This is a genomic window from Actinoplanes sp. NPDC051513 (assembly GCF_044454685.1).
GTDB lineage: Bacteria > Actinomycetota > Actinomycetes > Mycobacteriales > Micromonosporaceae > Actinoplanes.
Map to the genome: position 1 here is coordinate 306,821 of NZ_JBITDW010000010.1, position 25,825 is coordinate 332,645.

The window sequence follows — 25,825 nt, forward strand, 5'->3', positions numbered from 1 at the left end:
CTGTCTACTCTCATTCAGGCAGACAGACCTGTCTGTGCAAGCCTTCGGAGGGAATCGCCCATGACCACCGTTGCCGAAGCCAGACCGGCCGTCACCGGCCGGCGGCTCTCCCGCCCGGTCGCGTTCGCGGCGATCGCCGCAATCTTCGTCACCTTCGCGGCCGCCTCCGCCGCCCCGTCTCCGCTGTACGTCGTCTACCAGCACCTGTGGGGCTTCTCGGCCACCACGCTCACGGTGATCTTCGCGGTCTACGTGGTCGGCCTGATCGGGGCGCTGCTCACCCTCGGCGCCCTGTCCGACCACGTCGGCCGCCGCCCGGTGCTGGCCGCCGCGATCGCGCTCGAGGCCACCTCGCTCGCCCTGTTCCTCACCGCCGGCGACGTGACCGTGCTGCTCGTGGCCCGCCTGCTCCAGGGCATCGCCACCGGCGCCGCGCTCACCACGCTCGGCGCGGCCCTGGTCGACCTCAACCCGCCGCACGCTCCCGGGCGGGCCGGCCTGATCAACGGCATCGCCCCCGTTGCCGGCCTGGCCGTCGGCGCGCTCGGCTGCGGCGCCCTCGTGCAGTTCGCGCCCGAGCCCACCCACCTGATCTGGGCGCTGCTGCTCGTCGGCATGGCGCTGGCCGGGTTCGTGGTGGCCCGGATCCCCGAGACCTCGGCCCGCCGGCCCGGCGCGGTCGCCTCGCTCTCGCCCAAGCTCGGGGTGCCGTCCCGGCTGCGGGCCGACGTCCTCGCCCTCGCGCCGATCATCGTGGCCAGCTGGGCGCTCGGCGGGCTCTACCTGTCGCTCGGCCCGTCGGTGGCGGCCGGCGTCTTCGGGCTCACCAACCACCTCGTGGGCGGGTTCGTCGTGACCCTGCTCTGCGGCACGGGCGCGATCACCTCGTACGCGATGCGGAAGCTTCCGACCCCGCGCGTGCTCACCCTGGCCGCCACGCTGCTGACGCTCGGCTCGGTGATCGGTGTGGCCGGGCTCGAATGGGACAACGTCGCGGTGGCCGCGGCCGGCACGGTGATCTCCGGGATCGGCTTCGGCGCCTCGGCGCTCGCCTCGTTCGGCACGCTGGCGATCCTGGCGGCGCCGCACGAGCGGGGCGAGCTGTTCGCGGTCGCGCTGGTGATCGCGTACACCGCCTTCAGCCTCCCGGCCGTGGTCGCCGGATTCGCCGCGACCTCCTTCGGCCTGCACCCGACCGCCCTGGTCTACGGCATCGTCGTGGCCGCTCTCGGCGCGATCGCGCTCGGCGCCCAGCGGCTTCGGAAGCGGTAAGCCGAACAGCTTTCTTTGGTAACGCCCCGGCGTGGACGGCCCTCTTGCGGCCGGCCACGCCGCAGCATATTGGGGTGAATCGGACACGAGAGGGCTGGGATGAAGAGATTTTTGGCGGCGGCCACGACGATCGCCTTGGCGGCGATCGGGGTTGCGGCGACCGAGGCCCAGGCGGACCAGGCACGCCGTGAGGCCGGCCCGGAGATCACGTGGGGGGCGTGCACCGATCCGTCGCTGGCGACGCGCAAGGGCGAGTGCGGCTTCCTCAAGGTCCCGATCGACTACCGGAAGCCCGACGGCCCGACCCTCAGCCTCGCGGTCTCCCGCATCAAGCACACCGTCCCGGACGCCAAGTACCAGGGCGTCATGCTGGTCAACCCGGGTGGGCCGGGCGCGAAGGGGCAGGGGCTCGCGGTGCTCGGCTCGCTGGTGCCCCGGGACGCCGGCGCCGCGTACGACTGGATCGGCTTCGACCCGCGCGGCGTCGGCGCCAGCAAGCCGATGCTGAGCTGCGACAGCGACTACGCGGGCTTCCGCCGGCCGGAATACCTGCCGACGACCACCGCGATCGAGACGACCTGGCTGCGGCGGGCCGAGCGGTACGCCAAGGACTGCGGGAAGGCCGGCGGCGCGCTGCTCGACCACCTCAAGACGCAGGACTCGGTGCGGGACATGGAGAGCATCCGGCTCGCGCTCGGCGCCACGCAGATCAACTTCTACGGCTTCTCGTACGGCACTTATCTGGGCCAGGTCTACGCGACCTTCTATCCGTCGCGGGTGCGCCGGATGGTGCTCGACGGCGTCGTGAACCCGGCCCGGGTCTGGTACGACTCCAACCTCGACCAGGACATCGCGTTCGACAAGAACATGAAGATCTACTTCGCGTGGCTGGCGAAGTACAACAAGATCTACCACCTGGGGCGCACCGCCCGCGCCGTCGAGCGGCTCTACTACGCCGAGCGGGCCCGGCTGTCCGTCAAGCCGGCCGGCGGCAAGATCGGCTCCTCCGAGTTCACCGACGTCTTCCTCCAGGCCGGCTACTACGTCTTCGGCTGGGAGGACATCGCGCAGGCGTTCAGTGACTGGGTCCGCAAGCGCGACGCCGGGCCGCTCGAGAAGCTCTACCTGAAGAACAACCCGCAGGAGAAGGGCGCCGACAACGGGTACGCGATCTACCTGGGCGTCCAGTGCACCGACGTGGCCTGGCCGACCAGCTGGACGAAATGGACCTCGGACAACTGGGAGGTCTACCGCCGGGCGCCGTTCGAGACCTGGGCGAACGCTTGGTACAACACGCCGTGCCGCACCTGGCCGGGCGCGCCCGGCATCCCGACCAACGTCTCCGGCGAGACCGTGGCGCCGATCCTGCTGATCAGCGAGACGCTGGACGCGGCCACGCCGTTCACCGGCAGCCTCGAGGTGCGCAAGCGGTTCCCGCGCTCGGCGCTGGTCGAGGGCGTCGGCGGCACCACCCACGCGGGGTCGCTCTTCGGCGACGACTGCGTCGACAACGTGATCGCCGGCTACCTGGCCGCAGGCTTGCTCCCCAAGCGCCTGCCGGGCGAGCGCTCCGACAAACGCTGCGACCCGATTCCCCAGCCCGACCCCGCCAACGGCGCGGCCAAGACCAAGCGCGCCCCCACGTCCCCGATCCGCCTCGAGCTCCAGCGGACGATCTCCCGATAAGACTCGTGAGTAGCGCCACCTCCCGGGCTATTCGGGGGGTGGCGCCGGGTAAGCTTCAATCTGCGAAGGGGAGTAGCTCCTAACGTCGCGGTCGACATACTGGCCCCTCGGGGTCCGGCCGCACGGCCTTGCGAAAGCGGGGCGAGCGAGACCTTCGACTTGGCTGTTGTTCATTGACGGCCGGGTCGAGGTCGTCCTGCGCCTTCCTCCCGGTCCCGACTACCGGGAGTTTTTTCGTGGATGGCTTCCTCGCCGCGCTGGCGATCAGCTTCGTGGTCATCTTCGTGGCGGAGCTCGGCGACAAATCGCAGCTCATGGCGCTGACGTTCGCCACTCGCTTCAAGACCGTGCCGGTTCTGATCGGCATCACCGTGGCCACCGCGGTCGTGCACGCCGTGTCGGTCGGCATCGGGTACGGCCTCGGTGCGACCCTGCCCACCGGCTGGATCTCGCTGGTCGCCGGCATCGCGTTCCTCGTCTTCGGCGCCTGGACTCTGCGCGGCGACAAGCTCACCGACGACGAGAAGGACAAGGCATCGCGTACGACGAAATCGGCCGTTCTCGCCGTGGGCGGGGCGTTCTTCCTGGCCGAGCTCGGCGACAAGACGATGCTCGCGACGATCACGCTGGCCACCCAGCACGGCTGGTTCGGCACCTGGCTGGGCTCGACCATCGGCATGGTCGCCGCCGACGCGCTGGCCATCCTGGTGGGCCGGATGCTCGGCCGTCATCTGCCCGAGCGGGTCATCAAGTACGGCGCGGCCGCGCTCTTCGCTATCTTCGGCATCTGGCTGATCGTGGAAGCGATCATCAAACTGCGATAGGGGGCAGCCGTGCTGCAGTACCGGGCGGAGCTCGACGCCGCCGTCATCCTCACCGGCGGCGGCAGCGTGCGGGCGCAGGGCCTGAAGATCGACGTGCCGCACGCCGACGTCACCCAGGCCGAGATCTCCGCGCTGCTGGTGGCCGCGCTCGGCCTGCGCCACGTCGAAGGGGTCGAGCTCACCGCGTGCCGGGTCTTCGGCGAGCCGGGCCAGTCCGGCGAGCAAGCTCAGCCCACCGGGCGGTCGGCGATCCGGCTCGAGCTCGTCGAGCTCAGCCATGTCATCGCGGACGGCATGACCACCTACCCCGGGCTGCCGGGCCCGGTCATCAGCCCCCACCTGACCTGGGCCGACTCCCGCACCCGCTATGCCGAAGGCACCGAGTTCAGCATGGACCGGATCGACATGGTCGGGCAGACCGGCACCTACCTGGACAGCCCGCGCCACCGCTACGTGGGCGGGACCGACCTGGCCGGGCTGCCGCTCGGGCGGCTCGCCGACCTGCCGGCCGCGGTGGTGCGCACGGCCGGCGCCGGCCGGCGGGCGGTCGAGGCGGCCGACCTCGAGCCGCTCACGCTGGCCGGGCACGCGGTGCTGCTGCACACCGGCGGCGACCGGCACTGGGGCACGCCTTCATATGCGGAGAACAACCCGTACCTGACCGCGGATGCGGCGAAGCTGCTGGTCGAGCGGGGTGTGGCGCTGGTCGGCATCGACGCGGTCAACATCGACGACATGTCGGCGGAGAGCGCGGGGGAGCGGCCCGCGCACAGCATCCTGCTGGCCGCCGGCATCCCGATCGTCGAGCACCTCACCGGCCTCGAGCAGCTGCCGCCGACCGGCGCCCGGTTCACCGCCACGCCGCCGCGGATCGAGGGCTTCGGCACGTTCCCGGTGCGGGCCTTCGCGTCGATCCCCTGGTTCGAGCCGCACGACCACACGCGCTCGGCCGGCTGGCTCCCCACCTCGCCCGGTCGGCCTTCCGGCCCGGCCGGGCAATGACGGATGTGAGCACGGCCGTCGCGATGGCGGCCGTGCAGTTCCAGCGCGGCGACGCGTCGGCGGCGGCCGAGCTGCTCGGCCCGGTGCTGGCGGCCGAGCCCGACAACGTGCGCGCGCTGGTGCTCATGACCCACGCCCAGCTCGCGCTCAAGAAGCCGGAGCCGGCATACCGGGCCGCGCATCAGGCCGTGCTGGTCGCGCCCGAGTCGGCCGAGGCGCTCGGCGCGCTCAGCCGGGCGTACACCGGGCTCGACCGGCACGACGAGGCGGTTCAGGTGGCGCAGCGAGCCGCGCAGATCGAGCCCGAGAACGCGTACCGGCACAACCGGGTGGCCTGGGCGCTGCTCGGCGACGGGCGGCGCGCGGTCGAGGCCGAGCACGCGGCCCGGCTCGCGGTGCAGCTCGATCCGAACGAGGCCGACTTCCGGATCACATACGCCATGGTGATGAAGCAGCTCGACCGTACCGACCGGGCCCGGCAGGCGCTGCGCGACGCGCTCGCGCTCGAGCCGGACAACGCGGTCGCGCAGCACGAGCTGGCCACGCTGGACGTCGTGCACCGCAACCCGTTCGCGCTGGGGCGGCTGGCCCGGGGCGCGAGCGGGCTGGCCGGAGCGCTGCGGGCCGACCCCCGGCAACAGGCCAGCCGGTTCATGCTCGACGTGGCGTTGCGCCGGTTCCTGCTCTACACGGCGGTGCTGCTGGCCGTCCTCGCGTACGTGGGCTGGCGGATGACCGAGTTCTCGGTCGGCGGGGCCCGGGTGCTGGCCGGGGTGGCGGCGCTGGCGCCGATCGCGTTCGCCGCCTACTTCGTGACCCGGCTGGACCGCTCGCTGCGGGCGTACCTGATGACCGTGCTCACCCAGGGCCGTCAGCGAATCGCCGGGATCGGTGCCACACTCTGCCTGCTCCTGCTGCTCGGCGCGACCGTCGCGCCCGCCGGATGGCTGCCCTGGCTGCTCGGCGTCGCGGCGGTGGGCGGGTTCGCGGTACGCCTGCTGACCGTCTCGGCTTCGAATGCGCACGTCCGCGCGGCCGGGGTGAACGTCTCGCTCGACCGGGTGAGCATCGTGCTCTGGTGGGTGGTGATCGGCTGCGTGGTCGCGGCGATCCTGCTCGAGATCGGGGCGACCGACTCGGCCTGGTGGCTCTCGGTGGCGGCGCTGGTGCTGGTGCTCGCGGCGGTGGTGTGCCTGATGGTGCTCGTCCGCCGGCGTCGTGCGCGCCGCGAGAGGTTCCGCGGAATCCGCTCCTGAAATCCGGCAAATCGCTGAAGATGGACACGTGTCCTCCGACTTCGCCCAATCAGCACCCGGGGTGGTCTCGAACCCGACCGAGACCGGCATCGCCCGGGCCACGGCCTCGTTCGAGCGGATGGACCCGGCCGAGGCGGCCCGGACGCTGGAGCCGGTGCTCGCCGCCGACCCGGCCTCGGTGGCCGGCTGGAACCTGATGGCGCGGCTGCGGCTCGCGCTCGACGACAACCAGGGCGCGCTCGAGGCGGCGAACCGGGCGATCGCGCTGGCGCCCGACAGCCCCGGGGCGCTGGCCACCGCGAGCCGTGCGCTCAGCCTGCTCGGCAAGCACGAGGACGCGGTCACCATGGCCTACCGCGCGGTGATAGCCGAGCCGAAGAACCCGCTCTGGCACGACCGGGTGGCCTGGGCGCTGCTCGCCGCCGACCGGCAGTTCGCCGACGCCGAGCAGGCCGCGCGCACGGCGATCGGCCTCGATCCGAACGAGCCGCACTACTACTTCACGCACGGCGTGGCGCTGGAGGCGCTCGGCCACACCGACCAGGCCCGGCAGGCGTTGCTCACCTCGCTGCGGATGGAACCGGAGAACCCGGTGGCCCAGCACCGCCTGGCCGTCCTCAACGGCGAGGCAGCCCGCGAGCCCACCCCCACGAAACGCAGCTTCAAGCTCTTCGGCCGCAAGAAAACCTAACGCGTGTAGGCGAGGAGGTTCAGGCCGTGTAGCTCGGACGGCTCCTTGGCCTGCACGAGCAGCGTGCCGTCGGGGGCGAACAGCGACAGCGTCGTCCGGGTGCCCTTGCGCGAGCGGACCAGCAGGTTGCCGTCGGGGTTGAAGAACGCGCCGACCACGCTGCCCGCGATCGGAAGCGACACCACGTCGCCGGTGACCGTGTCGACCACCGCGTCGGCCGTGTCGGGGCTGTCGGCGCCGGTCTCGCCGGTGGTCTGCAGCGGCACGGTCACCCGCTGCCCGGTCGCGTCGACGCTGGTCGGCTTGCATGCGGCCAGGCCGTCCGGGTTGTCCACCGGCTGCCGGTCGCCGATCACCGGGACCGCCGCGTCCGAGTCGCCCGCCGCCACCTTCAATGAGCAGTACGAAGTCGCGTACACAAGCGTCGTGCCATCGCCCGACCAGCGGAAATGCTGCCCGGACGCGAGCTGCTTGCCCAGCGGGGTGAGCGTGCCCGAGCCGACCTGGAGGATCGCCGGCGCACCGGCCGCGACCAGCAGGCGGTCACCGTCGGGCGACCAGGCGGGCGGCTGATCGGCCGTGTTCACGCCGGTGGCGACCTGCTCGGGTGTGCCGCCGGTGGGCTCGACGAGCAGGGTGCCGTCGATGGCGTACGCGATGCGGTTGCCGTCGGGCGAGACGCCGACCGCGGAGGGCGCCTTGGGCAGGACGGTGTCGACCGCGCCGTCGTCCGGCGACATGCGCACGACGTCGGGATCGGCGCCGGTCTGCTGGTAGAAGACGTGGCCGGGCAGGTCGGCGAGCGCGCGGGACTCCGGCGCGGCCGTCGACTCGGCGACCTGCGGCCGGTTCTTGTGCCGCACGAGGGCGGTGGGTGGCTTGGCGGCCTGATGGGTCGGCGCGGCCGTGTTGCGCGGCACGGCCGGCGTGGGCCGCGGCAGCGGCGCGAGGGAGGCCGGCGCCGAGGAGCGCAGACCCAGCGCCGGCTCTTTCGCCTCGTGGGCCGGCAGCCGCCACAGGCCGCTGGCCAGCAGCGCGAGGGCGGCGAGGGCGGCGGCGGTGCCGACCGTGGCCTCCCGGCGGGCGATCCGGCGCGAGCGGCGGACGGCGCCGTCGTACAGGTCGGCCGGCTGGGCGATGTCGGCCAGCTCGCGCAGCGAGTCGCGAAGGCGGTCGTTCATCGCTGCTGCTCCGAGGTGAGCATGCGGAGGTCGGGCAGGAGCGTGCGGAGCCGGTCGAGGGCGCGGGCGGTCTGCGTCTTGACCGTGCTCACCGAGACGCCGAGCATCTGGGCCGCCTCGGCCTCGGTGTGGTCCTCGAAGAAGCGCAGCACGATCACGGCGCGCTGCTTGGCGCTGAGCGCGAGCAGCGCCCGGCGCAGGGCGAGTCGCTGGACCGCGGCCTCTATCGGGTCGTCGCCGGCCGGCTCCTCGTCGAACTCGCCGGGTAGCACTTCGGCGACCTTCGGCCGCCGCCAGAGGGAGACCTGGGCGTGATACATGACCTTGCGGGCGTACGCCTCCGCGTTCTCCGGCCGATCCAGGCGGAGCCAGGCCCGGTGCGTGCGCGCGAGCGCCTCCTGGACGAGGTCTTCGGCGAGGTGCTGATCTCCGGTCAAAAGGTACGCCGAGCGCAACAATGCGTGCGTCCGGGTGCGGACGAAATGCGCATAATCGGCCTCTCGGGCGTCCAATTCCAGGTGTCCGATCGAGGGGTAGTGGAAGACGTGAGCGTACCCATGCGGCTCAAATACCGCCGTCCCGCTCACGCCTCCCCCTTCGCCCTGACGACCGCCCCAGCAACCTAAGGGCACCCCCGCCGTTCGATGCCTCCCCGTGTGGGCACCGGCCGGCACATGTTCAGACGTGAATTTCGCGACATCCGGTCGACGGCCGTTCGGCCGATTTCCGGGGTAGTTCGAACGGTCAGCCCGCACTCTTGGGCTAGCGTCGAGAGACGCGCGACTTCTACGGGAGGACCGGCCATGGCACGTCCCCGGATCGTGATCGTCGGAGCCGGGTTCGCCGGCTTTGCGGCGGCCCGCAAGCTCGCCAAGCTGTCCCGCGGCAGCGCCGAGATCGTCATCGTGAACCCCACCGATTACTTCCTCTACCTGCCGTTGCTGCCCGAGGTGGCCACCGGCCTGCTCGAGCCGCGCCGGGTCACCGTCTCGCTGGCGGCGACGCTTCCGGGCGTACGCGTCGTGCTGGGTGAGGTCGACGGCTTCGACCTCGACGGCCGCATGATCAGCTACACCGACCCCGAGGGCGGCACCGGCAAGCTCGGCTACCACCGGCTGGTGATCTCGGTCGGCAGCGTGAACAAGTTGCTGCCGGTGCCGGGCATCGCCCAGCACGCGCACGGCTTCCGCGGCATCTCCGAGGCGCTCTACCTGCGCGACCACATCACCCGGCAGATCGAGATGGCCGCCAACGCGGCCGACGACGCCGAGCGGCGGGCGCGCTGCACGTTCGTCGTGGTCGGCGCGGGCTACACCGGCACCGAGGTGGCGGCGCAGGGCGTGCTCTACACCGACGACCTGGTCAAGCCGTGGCCCGAGCTGCACGGCCGGCCGCGCTGGCTGCTGATCGACACCGCCGGCCGGGTGCTGCCGTCGCTCGACCGGCGGCTCGCCGACGCCTCCGACCAGGTGCTGCGCGAACGCGGCGTCGAGATCCTGACCGAGACCAGCGTGCAGGAGGCAACGCAGGACGGGGTGCGTCTGTCCACCGGGGAGTACGTGCCGACGAAGTCGCTGATCTGGTGCGTCGGCGTGCGGCCCGACCCGCTGGTCGACCACGTCGGCATGCCCACCCGCGACGGGCGGCTCGTGGTCGACGAATACCTGACCGTCCCGGGCTACCCGGACGTCTACGCGATCGGCGACGCCGCGGCCGTGCCCGACCTGACCATGCCGGGCGAGATCACCGGCATGACCGCGCAGCACGCCGTCCGGCACGGCGTCACGGCGGCGCTCAACATCGCGGCCTCGTACGGGCGCGGCCGGCGCCGGGCGTACAAGCATCATGATCTCGGCTTCGTGGTCGACCTCGGCGGGCTCGACTCGGCGGCCAACCCGCTCGGCATCCCGATCAAGGGGTTCCCGGCGAAGGTGGTCACCCGCGGTTACCACCTGCTGTCGATGCCGGGCAACCGCGTGCGGGTGGCCGGCGACTGGCTTCTGGATTCCGTTCTCGGTCGGCACGGCGTCCAACTAGGACTGGTCAGAGGCAAGGCCGTGCCGCTCGACAGCGATTCTCCGGAGACGTAGAACACATTTTTGCGGTGACCGGACTGAGAGCGTTAGTAGCGTCTCACTTCCCTGCTCGAGTGGCATTTTTCTATTCCCGGATACATACGATCGCCCTTTAAGGGAGACTCCGGGAAGGGCAATGGGATGACCGCTGCCGCAGAAATGTCAAATGCAGAACACCCGGTCGAAACAAATGCGCCACACCCACGCCGGTGGGTGGCGCTCGGCGTCATCGCGATAGCCCAGCTGATGGTCGTGCTCGACGCGACCATCGTGAACATCGCGCTGCCCAGCGCGCAGAAGGCGCTGGACATCACGGACGCGGACCGGCAGTGGGTCGTCACGGCGTACACGCTGGCCTTCGGTGGCCTGCTGCTGCTCGGCGGCCGGATCGCCGACTACTGGGGACGCAAGCGCACGTTCCTGGTCGGCGCGGTCGGCTTCGCGGCGGCGTCCGCGCTCGGCGGCCTGGCCAACAGCGGCGAGATGCTGTTCGCGGCGCGGGCCCTGCAGGGCGCGTTCGGCGCGCTGCTCGCCCCGGCCTCGCTGGCCCTGCTCACCGTGCTGTTCACCGAGGCCAAGGAGCGGGCCAAGGCGTTCGCCGTCTACGGCGCGATCGCCGGCGGCGGCTCGGCGGTCGGCCTGCTGCTCGGGGGCGTGCTCACCGAGTACGCAAACTGGCGCTGGTGCCTGCTGGTGAACATCCCGGTGGCCCTGGTCGCGCTGGCCCTGGCCATTCCGCTGGTGCCGGAGAGCCGGGCGCACGGCAACACCACCTACGACATCCCGGGCGCGATCGTCGTCACCCTCGGCCTGGCCTCGCTGGTGTACGGCTTCACCGAGGCGGCCAAGCCGGACGAGGGCTGGGACTCGGCGACGACGCTGGCCTTCATCGGCGCCGGGGTCGTGCTCCTGGTGGTCTTCGTCCTTCTCCAGGCCCGCGCCCGCAACCCGCTGTTGCCGCTGCGCATCGTGGCCGACCGTAACCGCGGCGGCGCGTACATCACCTCGGCCCTGGTCGGCGCCGGCCTGTTCGGCGCGTTCCTGTTCCTCATCCTCTACCTGCAGAACGTGCTGGGCTACACGCCGCTCGAGGCGGGATTCGCCTCGCTGCCGGTCACGGTGGGCGTGCTGATCTCGGCCGTCGTGGCCAGCAACCTGCTGCCGAAGGTCGGCGCCAAGCCGATGATGATCCTCGGCCCGATCCTGGGCGCCGGGGCCATGTACTCGCTGACCTTCATCGGCCTGGACACGTCGTTCTGGACGCATCTGATGCCGGCCCAGCTCGTGCTCGGCCTCGGCCTCGGCTTCACGTTCGTGCCGCTGTCAAGCCTGGCGCTGATCGGCGTGCCCGAACACGACGCGGGCGCGGCGAGCGCGGCGCTGAACGCCACCCAGCAGGTCGGCGGCTCCCTCGGCACGGCGCTGCTGAACACGATCGCGACGGGCGCCATCACGGCGTACGCGACCACGCACCTGCCGTCGGCGACGAGCCCGCAGGAGGGGCAGAAGGTGGGACTGCTGGCGCAGGTGGACGGGTACTCGGCCGCGTTCACCTGGGCGGCCGTGATGATCCTCGTCGCCGCCGTGGTGGCCGGGGTGATGATCAAGGTCCGCAAGGAGGACCTTCCGGCCGAGGGCACGGTCGCCCACGTCGGCTGAGGGGGCAACCGTCCCGGGTTAGTTCGTTCAGGCAGGCATGATCGGCCGGTTCGCGGGGCGGTTGTCGTCTCCGGCATTCCCCACACAAGTCATAATTCGGACATGCGATCTCGTTGGTTCGCCGTGCTGCTCGCCGCCGCTGTCCCGGGGCCGGCTCTCGCCGCCGTCCCCGCGGCGGCGTCCGGGCCGGCCGCCACCTCGAATCCCGGCGTCATGATGGCCCGGTACACGTTCAACGGGCGGGCGATCGTGGACGCGTCGGGCCGCGGCCACACGCTGAGCGTGATTTCCGGGCACGGCGGGGAGGTCCGGTCCGTCGTGCACGGTCAGGGCATGGCCCTCGCCTTTCCGGCCCGCTGCGCCACCCCGGTCTGCCCGCACGTCGCGCTGCAGACCCCGACCTCGGCCGACCTCAACCCGGGAACCCGCGACGTCGCGTACGGCGCGGACGTGCTGCTGCTGCCGGGGCAGACCAGCAAGGGGCAGAACATCGTGCAGAAGGGCTACTCGACCACGAGCAGCCAGTGGAAGCTGCAGATCGACGGCGCGGCCGGCCGGCCCAGCTGCGTGCTGGTCGACGACAAGAAGCCGGCCATCCGCATGATCACGAGCACGGTCAGCGTCGTGGACGGCCGGTGGCACGCGCTGGCCTGCCGCCGCTCCGGTACGACGCTGACCGTGCTGGTGGACGGGGCGCAGCGGGGTAGCACCGCCGTCCCCGCCAAGCTGTCGGTCACCAACGAGCGTCCGCTGAGCATCGGCGGCAAGGGCGCCTTCGCCGACAACGACCAGTTCAACGGCGCCCTCGACAACGTCTGGGTCGAGATCGGCTGAGCGTTCAGGACGGCCCTGCGAGCCCGCCCGCGACCGCCCCGAGCAGGTCGGACCTGGCGGTGTCGCCGGAGAGCTCCCACGCGAACGCGCCACCGAGCGCTTTGCTCCGGGCGTACACCATCTTGGTGGTGATTGTCTGAGGTGTGTCGTAGGACCACCACTGATCGCCGCAGCGGGCGATGGCGGCGCCGCCGGCGAGCCCGGTCGGTGGGCAGCGCGCCGCGAGCACCTCGTAGTCCTCGAGACCCTTCTCGAAGCGGCCGGCGGCCGGACCGGAGGCGGCGCTGCCCGGGCCGGCTCCGGAGACGCCGATCCAGCCGCGGCCGTAGAAACCGATGCCGAGCAGCACCTTCCCGGCCGGGATGCCCAGCGCGAGCAGCTTGTCGATGGTCGCCGACGTCGTCGCCGTCGCGCGGGGAATGCCGGGGTACGCCGAAAGCGGCGAGTGCGGCTCGGTACGGCGCTGGTCGTCGGTGCCGAAGTAGTCGTAGGTCATCGCGCTCAGCCAGTCGGCCTGACGGGAGGCGCCCAGGTAGTCGGCCTTGTCGAGCTTGCCCAGGTCGGCCGGGACGGCGGCACTGATCAGGGCGGTGGGGCCGAGCGCGGAGCGCAGCGCGGCCAGCACCCGGGTCAGCGCGTCCGGGCCGCCGGCGTCGCAGGTCAGGCCGCACGCGTTCGGGTACTCCCAGTCGATGTCGATCCCGTCGAAGACGCCCGCCCAGCGCGCGTTGTCGACCAGCGCACGGCAGGAGGCGGCGAACGCGCCCGGGTCGCGGGCCGCGGCGGTGAAGCCGTCCGAGCCGGTCCAGCCGCCGAACGACCAGATCACCTTGAGCCCGGGGTGCTTGGCCTTGAGCTTGCGCAACTGGCCGAAGTTGCCGCGCAGCGGGCCGGTCGGCTCGTCGGGGACGCCGTCCACACTGTCCGCGGCCGGCATCGGCTTCTCGTAGTCGGCCCACGCGTCGGCGGCGGAGCACCGGCCGCCGGTGACCTTGCCGAAGGCGTACACGAGATGGGTGAGTTTGCCGGCGGCCCCGTCGGTGTCGAGGTCTTTCACCTGGAAGTCGCGGCCGTAGACCCCCCAATCGGTGAAATAGCCGACGATCTTGGGCGTCTCTTCGATGGCGGGCGGCGGCGAGCACGCGAAAAGGAACACGCTCGAGAAGGCGATCAGCAGGCGGCGCACCGGGCCGAAGGTATCCGCCCCGGAAGCGCCGTGACCCGGTCGATCCCCCGAACGGGTGGCGGGGTGATTCCCGGCACGCCGGGCCATGGCACCGGCAAGCTGTGCGATTGTTGCCCCGTGGCCGTAAGCCCGCATGAGCCCTCGCCCGCGCCGACCACCCGCGGCGCCGACCTGCGCGCGCTGCTGAGCTGGCGACGGATCCTCAACCGGACGCGGGCCGTGCTGCGCAGCGCGCTGGTCACATTCGTCGTGCTCACCGCGACGCTGTGGCTGATGCCCGGCGTCGCGAGCGCCGACATCGTCGACACGCTCGGCCTGGTGCTGCTGGTCGCGGCGGTGGGCGCGGTGCTGCGGCCGCTGCTGCTGGTCGGCATCGTCGCGCTCGGCGGGTGGGGCGCCATGCTGCTCGGCGTCGTCGCCCAGATCGCGGTGATCGTGGTGGCGCTCGAGATCGATCCGGCCAACCGGATCAGCGGCCTGCCGTCGCTGGTCCTGGCCGCGATCGTGGCCGTGGTCTTCGCCGCGATCATCGACTGGATGCTGGACAGCGGCACCGACGACACGTTCGTGAAGGAGGCCAAGCGCCTCATGCGCGGGGTGCGCCGGCGCCAGGCGCGGCAGGCCGGCGGCCCCTTCCTGACCCTGCGCCGGCCCCGGCCGGGCAACGAGCCGGGCCTGCTGATGGTCCAGTTCGACGGGCTCTCCGAGCCGGTGCTGCGCTGGGCGGTGCGCGCCGGGAACCTGCCGAACCTCGGGCAGTGGCTGCGCTCCGGCAGTCACACCATGCGCGGCTGGCATACCGGGCTGCCGTCGACGACACCCGCCTCGCAGGCCGGCATCCTGCACGGCGCGACCCGGCAGATCCCGGGCTTCCGCTGGTACGAGAAGGAGACCGGCAAGCTGATGGTCTCCAGCCGGCCGCGCGACGCGGCGTCGATCGAGCCGCGGCTCAGCAACGGTCGGGGGCTGCTGCGCGACGGCGGGGTGAGCATCGGCAACGTGTTCGGCGGGGACGCGGCGGTCAACCTGCTGACGGTCAGCCACGCGGCGTTGCCGGGCCGGTCGGCCCGCGGGTGGGCGGCGTTCATGGCATCGCCGTACGGGTTCACCCGCGCCATCGTGCTCGGCGTCGGCGATGTCTTCACCGAGCTGCACCAGGCCCGCCTGCAGCGGCGGCGCAACCTGCTGCCCCGGGTCAGCCGCTCGGGCGCGTTCCTGGCGCTGCGGCCGGCCTCGATGCTGCTGCGCGACGTGAACATCTCGCTGATCGCCGAGCAGATGGCCCGGGGCGCGCCGTCGATCTACTGCGACCTGGTCGACTACGACGAGGTGGCGCATCACGCCGGCCCGGCCCGCCCGGAATCGATGCGGCAGCTCGAGAGCCTCGACCGGATGCTGGGAGTGCTCGAGCGGCTGGCGCCCGAGGCGGCCCGGCGGTATCACATCGTCGTGCTCTCGGATCATGGGCAGAGCCAGGGCGCGACGTTCCGGCAGCGCTACGGCGAGACCCTGAACGATGTGGTCGAGCGGCTGTCCGGGGAAGAAGCGGGCGACCCGGAGACACCGGAGCCTCCTCTGCTGGTCGTCTCGTCCGGCAACCTCTGCCTGCTGTACCTCACCCGGTTCCCGCATCGTCTCTGCCGCGCCGAGATCGACCGGGCGTATCCGCGGCTGGTCCCGGGGCTGGCCGCCCACCCGGGCATCGGCCTGGTGGTGGTCCGCGAGGAGAACGGCCCGGTCGCGTACGGGACCTCGGGCCTGCACCGGCTGCGCGACGACACCGTCGAGGGCGTCGACCCCCTTCTTCCGTACGGCCCGCACGCGCGCGCCGACCTGCTGCGTCACCAGGAGTCGGCGCACATCGGCGACATCGTGCTGATCAGCTGCGTGGACCCGGTGACCGAGGAGGTGGCGGCCTTCGAGGAGCTGGTCGGCTCGCACGGCGGCCTCGGCGGCTGGCAGACCGACGCCGTGCTGGTGCACCCGGCGCGATGGCCGATCGCCCGCCCCGAGCTGGACGGCCCCGACGCGGTGCATTTCCAGCTCGTCGAATGGCTGGACATGCTGGGCCTGCGTGCCCCGTCGATCGCCGCCGACACCCAGGCGGTCCTCGAGAACGTGGCCGTGGAGCAAGAAGAGCTCGCGCCGAGACTTTCCCGCGTGCGTGACGGTTAAGGATTTGTGCCCAGATTCCTGACCGCTTGCGCCGTAGCCGTGGCCATCCTCCTGTTCGGCCTGCCGGCCCAGGCGACGGCTGTCGGTGGCCGGGCACTGGACACCGGTCCCACCTTCAACGGCGGCGTCTACGCCATCGCCCACATCGGCCCGGTCGTCTACCTGGGTGGCGCCTTCACCAGCGCCACCTACCACGGCCGTACCTACCCGAGGCTGCGCCTGGCCGCCTTCGACGCCCGCTCCGGCGCCCTGCTGAGCTGGGCCCCCGAGGCCGACGGCACCGTGCGGGCCCTGGCGGCCGCGGGCGACAGCGTCTACGCCGCCGGCGACTTCCACGCGGTGGGCGGCCACACCCGCGACTCGCTGGCCCGGCTCAGTCCGGTGGCCAGCGCAGTGCTCCCGTTCCGGCACACGCTCACCGGCACGGCCTACGCCCTGACCAGCGGCAACGGTCGCCTCTACCTCGGCGGCAGCTTCACCGACGTGGACGGCAAGGCACGGTCCAACCTGGCCGCGTTCGCCCTCGACACCGGCAAGCTCGACGCCGAGTGGCGACCGTCGGCCGACGACGCCGTGCACGCGCTCGCCGCCCTCGGCAACCGCATTTATCTGGGCGGCGGCTTCCACTTCGTCGACGACCGGAAGGGCACGCTGCGGCTGGCGGCCGTGCACGGCACGACCGGCGAGGTCGACGCCGGCTTCCGGCCGAGGGTTCCGGCCGAGGTGCGGGCGATCGCGCTGGACGTCAGCGGGATCTACGTGGCGACCGCGGGCGTGGGTGGGCGTGCGATCGCGTACGCGATGACCGGCGCCCTGCGATGGCAGCGGGTCTTCGACGGCGACGCGGCCGCGATCGCGGTCGACAAGGGCGTGACCTACGTCGGCGGCCATTTCGACAGCGCCTGCCTGACCAGCAAGAACGGCGTGCACGGCGCATGCGTCGACGGTTCGGAGCCGCGCTACAAGCTGGCGGCGGTCACCGCGACCGGTGCTCTGGCGACCTGGGCGCCGCAGGGCAACGGCGTCATCGGCGTACGCGTGCTGAGCGTGAACCGGGCGACCGGGACCCTCGCGGCCGGCGGCGACTTCACAATGATCAACGGCCAGGACCGGCGGCGGCTGGTGATCTTCTAAGAGACTCGCTTGGCGAGGCGCTGGGTGAGCTGCCACCACCGGGTCGGGGTGATCCGCACCAGCCAGTCCGCCGCCTTCGCCTCCCGCGTGATCACCAACCGGGGCCGGCGCGACTGGATGGCCGCCACGATCTGCCGGGCCGCCTCCTCGGGCGGCATGGTCAGCGCCTTCTCGGCGAACTTGCGGACCTGCGCGGCCTGCTCGCCGTCCGGGTCAGCCCCGCTGATCCGGGCGCTCGCCGCGATGTTCGTCTTGATGCCGCCCGGGTGCACCACGGTCACGCCCACGCCCTGCGGCTCCAGCTCGTGGCGCAGCGCCTCGGTGAACCCGCGCACGCCGAACTTGCTGGTCGCGTAGGCGACCTGGCCGGGCGGCCCGATCAGCCCGAAGAGGCTGGAGATGTTCACGAGGTGGGTGCCGGGCCGGGCCAGCAGCTGCGGCAGGAAGGCCTTGGTCATCCGGATCACCGCGTGCAGGTTGATCTCGAGCAGCCAGTCGAAGTCGGCCATCCGGTTCTGCTCGAACGTGCCGGTCAGCGAGACGCCGGCGTTGTTGATCAGAAGATCGACCCCGCCGTGGCGGGACGCGATCTCGGCGGCGAGGTCCAGCCGGTCGCCGCCGTCGCTCAGATCGACGACATACGTCGTGACCGAGCCGGCCCCGACCTCGCGCGCGAGGGCCGCCACCCGCTCGAGGCCTTCGGCGTCCCGGTCGAGCAGCGCCAGCACCGCCCGCCGTTTGGCCAGGTCGAGGGCGAGCGCGGCGCCTATCCCGCTGGCCGCGCCGGTGATCAGGCAGGTGCGCCCGGCGAACGCGAAGCGCTGCATGTCAGACCGTGACCTTCCGCCGGGCGAATCGAACGTGTCCATCATTGATACGGCCCAGGAGCATGGCCGGCATGTCGATCAGGTAGTTGTTGACCATCTTCCACGGCCGGCGCGCGCCCTGCCGGGGGAGGATCGCGGCGGCCCGTCGCACGTACCCGGAGCTGAGCGCCATCAGCGGCTCGTCGGCCTTCGGCCGGCCGGGCGGAGGTGTCGGGGTGGTGATCTCGATGTGGTGCCGGTCGATGTAGTTGAGCAGCCGGCAGACGTACCGGGAGGTGAGGTCGGCCCGCAGCGTCCAGGAGGCGTTGATGTAGCCCACGCACCACGCGAGGTTGGGCACGCCCGAGAACATCATTCCCTTGTAGACGTTGAGCTTGCCTGTCTCGATCGACTGTCCGTCGACCTCCACCGCGATCTCGCCGAGGGCCACCATGGAGAGCCCGGTCGCGGTGACGATGATGTCCGCTTCGATCTCGGTGCCGTCGGTCAGCCGTACACCCTTGGGGATGAAGCTGTCGATCACCCCGGTGACCACCGACGCCCGTCCGGCCCGCAGGGCCGCGAAGAGATCACCGTCCGGCACGACGCAGAGCCGCTGGTCCCACGGGTGGTAACGGGGCGTGAAATGCGGATCGAGCGGCACGTCGGCCGGCAGCTGCTGGGCCACCTGTCGGCGCAGGTAACCGGCGACCTTGTCGGGCCACCGCCGGGAGGCCTGATAGAGCAACGACGTGGCCACGACATTCCGTGACCGGATCAGGCGGGCGGCGGCCGGGCTCATCTCCCGGCCGCCGGCTTCGCCGCCGGACAGAGTGATCATGTACGACGGGGAGCGCTGGACCATCGTGACGTGTCCAGCGGTCTCGGCCAGGGCCGGCACCAGCGTCACCGCGGTGGCCCCGCTGCCGATCACCACGATCCGCTTCCCGGCGTGGTCGAGATCGTCCGGCCACTGCTGCGGATGCACGATCCGCCCGGCGAACTCCTCCCGCCCGGGGAAGTCGGCGTCGTAGCCGCCCGAGTAGCGGTAGTAGCCCGTGCACAGGTACAGGAACGAGCAGCTGTACTCCTCGCCGTTGGCCGTGCGGACCGTCCAGGAGGCGTCCTCGGTGGACCAGTGCGCGCTCACCACGCGGCGGCCGAAGCGGATCTTCGCGGTGATGCCGTAGCGGTCGGCGGTGTCCCGGACGTACCGCAGGATGGTCTCGCCGGACGCGATCGCCTTGGGCTGCCGCCAGGGGCGGAACGGGTACCCGAGGGTGAACATGTCGGAGTCCGAGCGGACGCCCGGATAGCGGAAGAGATCCCAGGTCCCGCCGGAGACGTCGCGACCTTCGAGGATCAGGTAGCTCTTGCCGGGGCACTCGGTCTGCAGGCGATACGCCGCCCCGATGCCGGACAGGCCCGCGCCCACGACGAGAACGTCAACCCGATCACTCATTCGTCCATTATCCGGCCGAAGCTCAGTAAGCTGCGGATCATGACCGCGCCCCGCTCGCTCGGCCCGCTCGTCAACTCGCAGGCGGTCCTGGCTCCGCTCACCGACGCCGCCATGTTCCTGGTCGTGACCGTCCGGGAGGGCGGCGAGGACACCACTCGGGAGCTGCTGGAGGACATGAGCGCGTTGCAGCGCACGGTCGGCTTCCGGCTGCCGGCCGCCAAGCTCTCCTGCGTCACCGGGATCGGCGCCGACCTGTGGGACCGGCTGTTCACCGTGCCGCGGCCGGCCGGGCTGCACCGGTTCCGGGCCTGGAAGGGCGCCAAGCACGCGGCCCCTTCCACCCCCGGCGACCTGCTCTTCCACATCCGGGCCGGGCAGATGGACGTCTGCTTCGAGCTGGCCAGCAAGATCGCCGACCGGTTGCGGGAAGTGGCCGACGTCGTCGACGAGACGCACGGCTTCAAGTACTTCGACGAGCGCGACCTGCTCGGTTTCGTCGACGGGACCGAGAACCCCAATGCCGACGAGGCGGGGCAGCACGTGCTGATCGGCGACGAGGACACCGCGTACGCCGGGGGCAGCTACGTCCTGGTGCAGAAGTACCTGCACGACCTGCCGGCGTGGAACGCGCTCAAGGTCGAGGAGCAGGAAGCGGCGATCGGGCGCACCAAGCTCGACAACGTCGAGATCCGGGACAAGGCGCCCAACTCGCACGTCGAGCTCAACACGGTCGACGACCCTGACGGCAACGAGCTCAAGATCCTGCGGGACAACATGCCGTTCGGATCGATCAAGGACGGGGAGTTCGGCACGTACTACATCGCGTACGCGTCCACGCCGGACGTGCCCGAGCTCATGCTGCGCCGCATGTTCCTGGGCGAGCCGTACGGGACGTACGACCGGATCCTCGACTTCTCGACCGCGGTGACCGGTTCGCTGTTCTTCGTCCCCACGGCCGTGTTCCTGGACGATCTGCCTAACTGAGAAGTCTCGCCAGGTCGGTCAGCGAGCTCAGGCGCACGTCGCCGTCGAGGCCACGCAGCGCCGCGGTGTGCGCGCCGGCCGCCCGCGCCGCCTCGAGGCCGACCTCGGCGTCCTCGACCACCAGGCAGTCCGCCGGCGGGACGCCGAGCAGCTCGGCGGCGAGCAGGTAACCGGCCGGGTCGGGCTTGCCGGCCGCCACGTCGTCGGTGGTCACCAGCACCCGCGGGGTGATGCCGGCCGCGTTCAGCCGGGCCTTCGCGAGCCGGTCGTCGGCGCTGGTCACCACGGCCCACGGCACGCCCTGGCGATCGAGGAGCGCGATCAGGTCGTGCGCGCCCGGTGTCGCTACCACATCGGATAAGTCATCATATTGCAGCTCAAGTTGCCGGGCTGAGGCGCTTAGGATCTCGTCCTCGGTCAGCCGCGACAGCAGCTTGCGGACGGTGGCCTCGCTGGGGCTGCCGTGCGCCATCTCGTACGCGGCGGGGCCGTCCGCGCCGTACTCGCTCGCCCAGGACAGCCAGGAGCGCTCGACGGCGCGATCGGAGTCGACCAGCGTGCCGTCCATGTCGAAGAGGATCGCCCGGATGTCTTTGATGTCAGCCACAGGTCGAGCGTTGCACAAGGCCGCGCCCGGTTGCCCGGACGCGGCCTGAGTGTGGTGGTGCTATCAGCGACCGGTCGTGGTGCCCCGGCGGGGCGTGGCGCGACGGGAAGCGGCCGGCTCGGTGGCCTTGGTGGCCGACGTAGCGCGGCTCGTGGCGGAGTTGCGGCTGCTGGTCGCGCCGGTGGTCGCCTTGGCAGCGGTCGTGCGCGCGGCGGTCGTGCGCGCGGCGGTGGTGCGCGCGGCGGTGGTGGTTGCGGCCGTCTTGGCCGGGGTGGCCTTGGTGGCCGCGGGCCGGGTGGTCCGCGGGGCCGGGGTGGCCGCAGGCGCCGCCGGGGCCACCTCGGTCTTCGCGACCGGGGCCGGCGCAGGCTCCGGGGCCGGGGCCGGGGCCGGGGCGATCGCGGTCACCGTGGCGAGCTGCGCGGTCTGATCGCGCTCCTTCTCGCGGCGGATCAGATCGGCCAGGACGGCCTTGTCGTACTTGGCGTCGATGTCGCTGGCGCGGTTCTTGGTCTTCTCGGCCTTGCTGACGGCCTTCTTGTGTGCCTTCGTCAGGCGCACCCGGTCGCGCTCCTGCGTCTTGAGCGAGCGCTTGAGCCGCTTGGCCTCGGCCTCGGCGTTACGCAGCGCCTGGGCCTGCTGCTGGGTGAGGTCGGCGTTGGTGCGGAGCCGGTTGTCCAGCTCCGTCACTGCCAGCCGGGCCTTCTCGGCGGCGGCGCCGGCGGCCGCCGACTGCGCACGACGGCGGTCGAGCTGAGGGGTGGTCACGAACTCTCCTTCCGTTTGCACCCCCGGCGAATCCCGGCGCGCGACGTCAGGCTTGTGGCTCCTCGACGACTGCCGCAGCGCTGCGGGCGCGCCGGCGTCTGATGTGCCGGAGGTGCAGTGTGATGTAGGCGATCACCGCGAGGGTGATGATGGCGATCGCCCACCATTTGTATCGGTGTGCATGCTCGATGATCTCGACGAGATGGGTACCGAGCGCATACGCGACGCTCGTCCACCAACCGACCCACAGTGCAGCACCGATCGTGTTGTAGATCAGAAAGGTGCGCCACGGCATCGCAGTGATTCCCGCGATGACGCCGTTGAACTGCCGGAGACCATCAATGAAACGAGCGATGACAACAATACGACCTCCGCGTCGCGCGAAGAAACCCTCCGCACGGGCCAAACGCTCGGGCGTGAGGAACACGTATTTGCCCCAACGGTGCACCACCTTGCGGCCGCCGCGGACCCCGATCCAGTACCCGACGTTGTCGCCGAGGACGGCCGCGACGAAGGCGATCGCGGCCACGGCGAAGATGTTCAGACGGCCGGCGCCGGCGTAGATGGCCGCGGCCACCATGATCGTCTGGCCGGGCGCCGGTACCCCGAAGCTCTCGACGCCGATCACCGCCGCAACGGCGGTATAGCCCCAGCGATCGAGAAGCGGGGCGACTCCGTGCAGGAATCCGGGAAGCTCGGCAGAAGGTGGCATCGGCTAACACGGTAGCCGGAGCGGACGCCGCCAAACCTGTGGAGTCACTACTGTGGCTGAAGCTCCGAACTCCCCGATCGTGTGAAACCACGTGTTTTCAGGGGCAAAGTCGGAATGGTGCGGCGGAGACGCGTGACGGTGCTGGCGTTGTCGGCGACGGTGATCCGGAACGGGAACGGCGACACCGACAGCAGGTAGTCGCGCAGCCGTGGCACGCTGCGTTCGAGGTCGGCGGCTTCGTTGTAGACGGGGATGACGACGTCGAGTACGGGTCTCATGCGACCAAAGATCGACGCCCGGACTTACTTTACGGTGTGGCGGAACTGTGGCGGGTCTGTGAGAGTCGCTGGAGTGATCAAGCGTTCCGGTTTGGCCCTCGCCGCCCTCGCGGTCGGCACGTTCGCGATCGGCATGACCGAGTTCGTGATCACCGGACTGCTGCCCGACATCGCGGCCGACCTGCACGTCTCCATCCCCACGGCCGGGCTGCTCGTCTCCGGATACGCCCTCAGCGTGCTGTTCGGCGGGCCGCTGCTGACCTACTTCGTCGCGCGCCGCCGCCGCAAGCCGGTGCTGATCTGGCTGCTGGCGTTCTTCGTGGCCGGCAACGTGCTGTGCGCGCTCGCCCCGGGGTACCCGGCCATGCTGGCCGGCCGGATCGTCGCCGCGCTCGGCCACGGCGCGTTCATCGGCTTCGCCACCGTCGTCGCGGGTGACCTGGTGCCCCCGTCGCGACGCAGCCGGGCGATCGCCGCGATGCTCAGCGGGCTCACCGTGGCCAACGTCGCGGGCGTCCCGCTCGGCACCTTGCTGGGCCAGCACCTCGGCTGGCGGTCGACGTTCTGGGCGATGGCCCTGCTCGGGTTGATCGCGGCGGTGGCCACGGCCGCCTTCGTGCCCGCCACGTCCGCGACCGGCGAGGCCCGCGCGCAGCTGGCCGCCTTCCGCAACCCCGCGATCTGGCTGGCGCTCGGCATGACCGCCCTGGCGTTCGGCGCGGTCTATGCGCCGTTCACCTACGTTGCGCCGCTGATGACCGACGTGGCCGGCTTCGCCGACGGCGCGCTGCCGTGGCTGCTCGCTCTGTTCGGACTGGGCCTGGTGCTGGGCAACGTGATCGGGGCGCGCGGGGCCGACAACCGTCTGATGGGGACGATCGTCGCGGCGTCGATCGCGATGCTCGTGGTGCTGGTCGCGTTCGCGTGGACCTCGCACGCGAAGGCATCGGCCACCGTCACCCTCTTCGCGCTCGGTGTGGCGGCGTACGCCACCGTGCCGGGCCTGACCACGCGGGTGATCACCGCGGCCGGCGACGACGCGCAGAACCTGCTGGCCTCGTCGGCCGCAGTCTCCGCCTTCAACCTCGGGAACGCAGCCGGCGCGTACTTCGGCGGCCTGGCCATCACCGCGGGCTGGGGCTACGAAGCGACGCCGCTGGTCGGCGCGGCCATGGAGGCCGGCGCGCTCGGGCTCGCGGCGGCCCTGATCGTCACCACCCGTCGCCGCACGGTCACCCGGATAGGTGTCGATCTATAGATAAGGCCGAGCGGGTTGTCCGGATCGAGCCGTTCGGCGGAGGCGACCCCCGATGATCGTTTGATTGGCTCGGGCGTCGTTTGCCGCCCGAGAAAGGCCATCATGGGAGCCCACGCGCTCATCGAGCCGCGCCGCAGCCTCGCCATCAAAGCGTCCTTTCTCGCCGCCGTTCTCGTGGCCTCACTGTTCGCGCTGGCCCGGACGAACGCGACCGCGGCCAGCGCCTACAGCACCGTCCAGCCGGGAACCTTCACCGGGTACGCCTTCGACGCGTGCACCGCCCCGGCGGCCGTGTCGATGACCGCGTGGAAGGCGTCGCCGTACAAGGCGGTCGGCATCTACATCGGCGGGGTCAGCCGCGGCTGCACGCAGGCCAACCTCACCGCGGCTTGGGTGCAGCAGCAGGTCACCGCTGGGTGGAAGCTGCTGCCGCTGTACGTCGGGCCGCAGGCCTCCTGCACGACGAAGAAGAACCGGATCGACAACACCAAGGCCGACGCCCAGGGCCGGGCGGCCGGCTCGGACGCGGTCGCCCAGGCCACGGCGCTCGGGCTGGCCCGCAACAGCGTGCTGATCTACGACATGGAGGCGTACAGCACCACCGACGCGGCCTGCCGGGCCGGCGTGCTCGCCTTCATGAACGGCTGGACCCAGCAGCTGCACGACCTCGGCTACTTCTCCGGCTACTACTCGAGCGTCAGCTCCGGCATCGCCGACCAGGTCGCCAACTATTCGGCCACCGGCTACGCCCGGCCCGACTATGTGGACTTCGCCCGCTGGGACCAAGCGGTCACGCTGACCGACCCGTCGATCCCCGCGACGATGTGGCCCGGGCGCCGGCGGATGAAGCAGTACCAGGGCGGCCACCCGGAGACCTGGGGCGGCGTGACCATCAACATCGACAGCAACTACGTCGACTTCGCGCCGCTGCCCTCGCCGCAGCTGGCCGACTTCACCGGCAACGGCTGGCCGGACGTGCTGGCCAAGACCGCCTCGACCGGCAACGTCTTCCTCTACCCCGGCAATGGCGCCACCGTCTCGGAGGCCGGGCGCAAGAAGCTCGCCTCGGCCTGGACGACGAAGAACGCGATCGTGCGGATCGGCGACCTCAACCGGGACGGCCGCGAGGACGTGGTGGCCCGGCAGACCAACGGCGAGCTCTGGTTCTACCCGGGCACCGGCGGCGGGTTCGGCACGCGCAAACGGCTGGCCACCAACTGGAGCGGATACCGGGAGATCACCGCGGCCGGCGACTTCAACCGGGACGGCTACCCCGACCTGGCCGCGATCAGCGGCGGCACCCTCTACCTCTTCCCCGGCAAGTCCGGCACCGCGCTCGGCGCTCGGGTCAAGATCAGCCCGCAGGGATGGTCGACGATGACCGAACTGGCGGGCGTCGGCGACCTCACCAAGGACGGCAACTCCGACCTGGTTGTCCGCGACACCGCGGGCGCATTGTGGCTGTTCCCCGGGCGCAAGACGGCGCTCGACGGCCGCACCAGGATCGGCACCGGCTGGAACGGCTTCCGCGACCTGGTGGGTGTCGGCGACTTCAACCGGGACGGCACGGTCGACCTGGTCGCGGTAGCCAAGTCGAACAACGCTCTGTGGCTCTTCGCCGGTGGCGGCGGAACCCTGAAGATCAATTCGCGGCTGGGCACCTTCTCGGGCCGCACACCGCTGGCATAAAGCATGCGGCCGGCCCGAACCGGGCCGGCCGCACGCTGTCCCTGGGGTTGGTCGCTCAGATCTCCTCGCCCGCCAGGTGGCCGCGCAGCTTGGTGAGGGCCTTGGTGAGCAGGCGGCTGACGTGCATCTGGGAGATGCCGATCTGGTCGGCGATCTGCGACTGGGTGAGGTTGCCGTAGAAGCGCAGGGTGAGGATCTTCTGCTCGCGCTCGTCGAGGGTGGCCAGCGCGGGCCCGAGGGCGACGCGGGTCTCGGCGAGTTCGAATTCGTGGTCTTCGCCGCCGAG

At 71.3% G+C, this 25,825-nt stretch carries 22 protein-coding genes and 2 pseudogenes; 14 read left to right on the forward strand and 10 right to left on the reverse strand.

The window, feature by feature from the left end; all coding sequences use genetic code 11:
* The first annotated feature begins 60 nt into the window (after positions 1–60).
* From ACIA5D_RS30545 to ACIA5D_RS30570, 6 genes are all read left to right on the forward strand, one after another.
* A complete protein-coding gene (locus ACIA5D_RS30545; RefSeq protein ID WP_396033770.1) occupies positions 61–1,272 on the forward strand; it encodes an MFS transporter in 1,212 nt (403 codons plus the stop codon).
* A 99-nt stretch (positions 1,273–1,371) separates the two neighbouring features.
* A complete protein-coding gene (locus ACIA5D_RS30550) occupies positions 1,372–2,958 on the forward strand; it encodes an alpha/beta fold hydrolase (RefSeq protein ID WP_396033771.1) in 1,587 nt (528 codons plus the stop codon).
* A 236-nt stretch (positions 2,959–3,194) separates the two neighbouring features.
* Positions 3,195–3,782, forward strand: a complete 588-nt coding sequence (locus ACIA5D_RS30555) for a TMEM165/GDT1 family protein (RefSeq protein ID WP_396033772.1) — start codon at positions 3,195–3,197, stop codon at positions 3,780–3,782.
* Positions 3,783–3,791: 9 nt separating this feature from the next.
* Positions 3,792–4,784, forward strand: a complete 993-nt coding sequence (locus ACIA5D_RS30560; RefSeq protein ID WP_396033773.1) for a cyclase family protein — start codon at positions 3,792–3,794, stop codon at positions 4,782–4,784.
* Positions 4,781–6,040, forward strand: coding sequence for a tetratricopeptide repeat protein (locus tag ACIA5D_RS30565; protein WP_396033774.1), 1,260 nt, complete (start codon positions 4,781–4,783; stop codon positions 6,038–6,040). The genes ACIA5D_RS30560 and ACIA5D_RS30565 overlap by 4 nt, the downstream gene beginning before the upstream one ends.
* 28 nt (positions 6,041–6,068) lie before the next feature.
* Entirely contained in the window at positions 6,069–6,731 is a 663-nt protein-coding gene (locus ACIA5D_RS30570; RefSeq protein WP_396033775.1) for a tetratricopeptide repeat protein, read from the forward strand.
* On the opposite strand, the gene ACIA5D_RS30575 is transcribed toward ACIA5D_RS30570, so the two are convergent.
* Positions 6,728–7,912: a hypothetical protein gene (locus ACIA5D_RS30575; RefSeq protein WP_396033776.1), complete on the reverse strand. Its 1,185-nt coding sequence runs from the start codon at positions 7,910–7,912 to the stop codon at positions 6,728–6,730. The two genes, ACIA5D_RS30570 and ACIA5D_RS30575, sit on opposite strands and share 4 nt — an antisense overlap.
* Complete coding sequence (locus ACIA5D_RS30580) at positions 7,909–8,424, reverse strand: SigE family RNA polymerase sigma factor (RefSeq protein ID WP_396033814.1); 516 nt, start codon at positions 8,422–8,424, stop codon at positions 7,909–7,911. The genes ACIA5D_RS30575 and ACIA5D_RS30580 overlap by 4 nt, the downstream gene beginning before the upstream one ends.
* Positions 8,425–8,715: 291 nt before the next feature.
* Between ACIA5D_RS30580 and ACIA5D_RS30585 the strand changes: the two genes are divergently transcribed.
* The 3 genes from ACIA5D_RS30585 (at position 8,716) to ACIA5D_RS30595 (ending at position 12,480) form a co-directional block, all read left to right on the forward strand.
* Positions 8,716–10,002, forward strand: coding sequence for an NAD(P)/FAD-dependent oxidoreductase (locus ACIA5D_RS30585; RefSeq protein ID WP_396033777.1), 1,287 nt, complete (start codon positions 8,716–8,718; stop codon positions 10,000–10,002).
* A 144-nt stretch (positions 10,003–10,146) separates the two neighbouring features.
* Positions 10,147–11,646 (forward strand): MFS transporter, encoded by a 1,500-nt coding sequence (locus ACIA5D_RS30590; protein ID WP_396033778.1) that lies wholly within the window; start codon positions 10,147–10,149, stop codon positions 11,644–11,646.
* A gap of 102 nt (positions 11,647–11,748) precedes the next feature.
* On the forward strand, positions 11,749–12,480 hold the full coding sequence (locus ACIA5D_RS30595) for a LamG-like jellyroll fold domain-containing protein (protein ID WP_396033779.1): 732 nt from the start codon (positions 11,749–11,751) through the stop codon (positions 12,478–12,480).
* Positions 12,481–12,484: 4 nt separating this feature from the next.
* On the opposite strand, the pseudogene ACIA5D_RS30600 reads toward ACIA5D_RS30595, so the two are convergent.
* Positions 12,485–13,618, reverse strand: a pseudogene (locus ACIA5D_RS30600) (glycoside hydrolase family 18 protein); the annotation flags it as partial.
* Positions 13,619–13,783: 165 nt separating this feature from the next.
* Between ACIA5D_RS30600 and ACIA5D_RS30605 the strand changes: the two are divergent.
* Both ACIA5D_RS30605 and ACIA5D_RS30610 read left to right on the forward strand, forming a co-directional pair.
* Positions 13,784–15,841 (forward strand): alkaline phosphatase family protein, encoded by a 2,058-nt coding sequence (locus tag ACIA5D_RS30605; RefSeq protein ID WP_396033780.1) that lies wholly within the window; start codon positions 13,784–13,786, stop codon positions 15,839–15,841.
* A 39-nt stretch (positions 15,842–15,880) separates the two neighbouring features.
* Positions 15,881–16,975 carry a hypothetical protein gene (locus ACIA5D_RS30610; RefSeq protein WP_396033781.1) on the forward strand — a complete coding sequence of 365 codons (1,095 nt, stop codon included), beginning with the start codon at positions 15,881–15,883 and terminating at the stop codon, positions 16,973–16,975.
* On the opposite strand, the gene ACIA5D_RS30615 is transcribed toward ACIA5D_RS30610, so the two are convergent.
* Together ACIA5D_RS30615 and ACIA5D_RS30620 are read right to left on the reverse strand one after the other, a co-directional pair.
* Positions 16,972–17,802: an SDR family NAD(P)-dependent oxidoreductase gene (locus tag ACIA5D_RS30615; protein ID WP_396033782.1), complete on the reverse strand. Its 831-nt coding sequence runs from the start codon at positions 17,800–17,802 to the stop codon at positions 16,972–16,974. The two genes, ACIA5D_RS30610 and ACIA5D_RS30615, sit on opposite strands and share 4 nt — an antisense overlap.
* A 1-nt stretch (position 17,803) precedes the next feature.
* A complete protein-coding gene (locus tag ACIA5D_RS30620) occupies positions 17,804–19,243 on the reverse strand; it encodes a flavin-containing monooxygenase (protein WP_396033783.1) in 1,440 nt (479 codons plus the stop codon).
* Between the two features lie 39 nt (positions 19,244–19,282).
* On the opposite strand from ACIA5D_RS30620, the gene ACIA5D_RS30625 reads away from it, so the two are divergent.
* Positions 19,283–20,227, forward strand: a complete 945-nt coding sequence (locus ACIA5D_RS30625) for a Dyp-type peroxidase (protein ID WP_396033784.1) — start codon at positions 19,283–19,285, stop codon at positions 20,225–20,227.
* Here ACIA5D_RS30625 and ACIA5D_RS30630 read toward each other — a convergent pair.
* The 4 genes and pseudogenes from ACIA5D_RS30630 to ACIA5D_RS30645 form a co-directional block, all read right to left on the reverse strand.
* Positions 20,220–20,834, reverse strand: coding sequence for an HAD-IA family hydrolase (locus tag ACIA5D_RS30630; RefSeq protein WP_396033785.1), 615 nt, complete (start codon positions 20,832–20,834; stop codon positions 20,220–20,222). The two genes, ACIA5D_RS30625 and ACIA5D_RS30630, sit on opposite strands and share 8 nt — an antisense overlap.
* A gap of 63 nt (positions 20,835–20,897) precedes the next feature.
* Positions 20,898–21,602, reverse strand: a complete 705-nt coding sequence (locus ACIA5D_RS30635; protein ID WP_396033786.1) for a hypothetical protein — start codon at positions 21,600–21,602, stop codon at positions 20,898–20,900.
* A gap of 46 nt (positions 21,603–21,648) precedes the next feature.
* The gene (locus tag ACIA5D_RS30640; RefSeq protein ID WP_396033787.1) at positions 21,649–22,314 is read right to left on the reverse strand and encodes a DedA family protein; all 666 of its coding nucleotides are present in this window, start codon (positions 22,312–22,314) and stop codon (positions 21,649–21,651) included.
* A gap of 140 nt (positions 22,315–22,454) precedes the next feature.
* Positions 22,455–22,592: pseudogene (locus tag ACIA5D_RS30645) on the reverse strand (glycosyltransferase family 2 protein); the annotation flags it as partial.
* A 73-nt stretch (positions 22,593–22,665) separates the two neighbouring features.
* On the opposite strand from ACIA5D_RS30645, the gene ACIA5D_RS30650 reads away from it, so the two are divergent.
* The gene (locus ACIA5D_RS30650; protein ID WP_396033788.1) at positions 22,666–23,850 is read left to right on the forward strand and encodes an MFS transporter; all 1,185 of its coding nucleotides are present in this window, start codon (positions 22,666–22,668) and stop codon (positions 23,848–23,850) included.
* A gap of 102 nt (positions 23,851–23,952) precedes the next feature.
* The gene (locus ACIA5D_RS30655) at positions 23,953–25,539 is read left to right on the forward strand and encodes a glycoside hydrolase domain-containing protein (protein WP_396033789.1); all 1,587 of its coding nucleotides are present in this window, start codon (positions 23,953–23,955) and stop codon (positions 25,537–25,539) included.
* 55 nt (positions 25,540–25,594) lie between these two features.
* Here the strand turns inward: ACIA5D_RS30655 and ACIA5D_RS30660 are convergent.
* The coding region (locus ACIA5D_RS30660) for a sigma-70 family RNA polymerase sigma factor (protein WP_396033790.1) at positions 25,595–25,825 on the reverse strand (231 nt) is incomplete at its 5' end.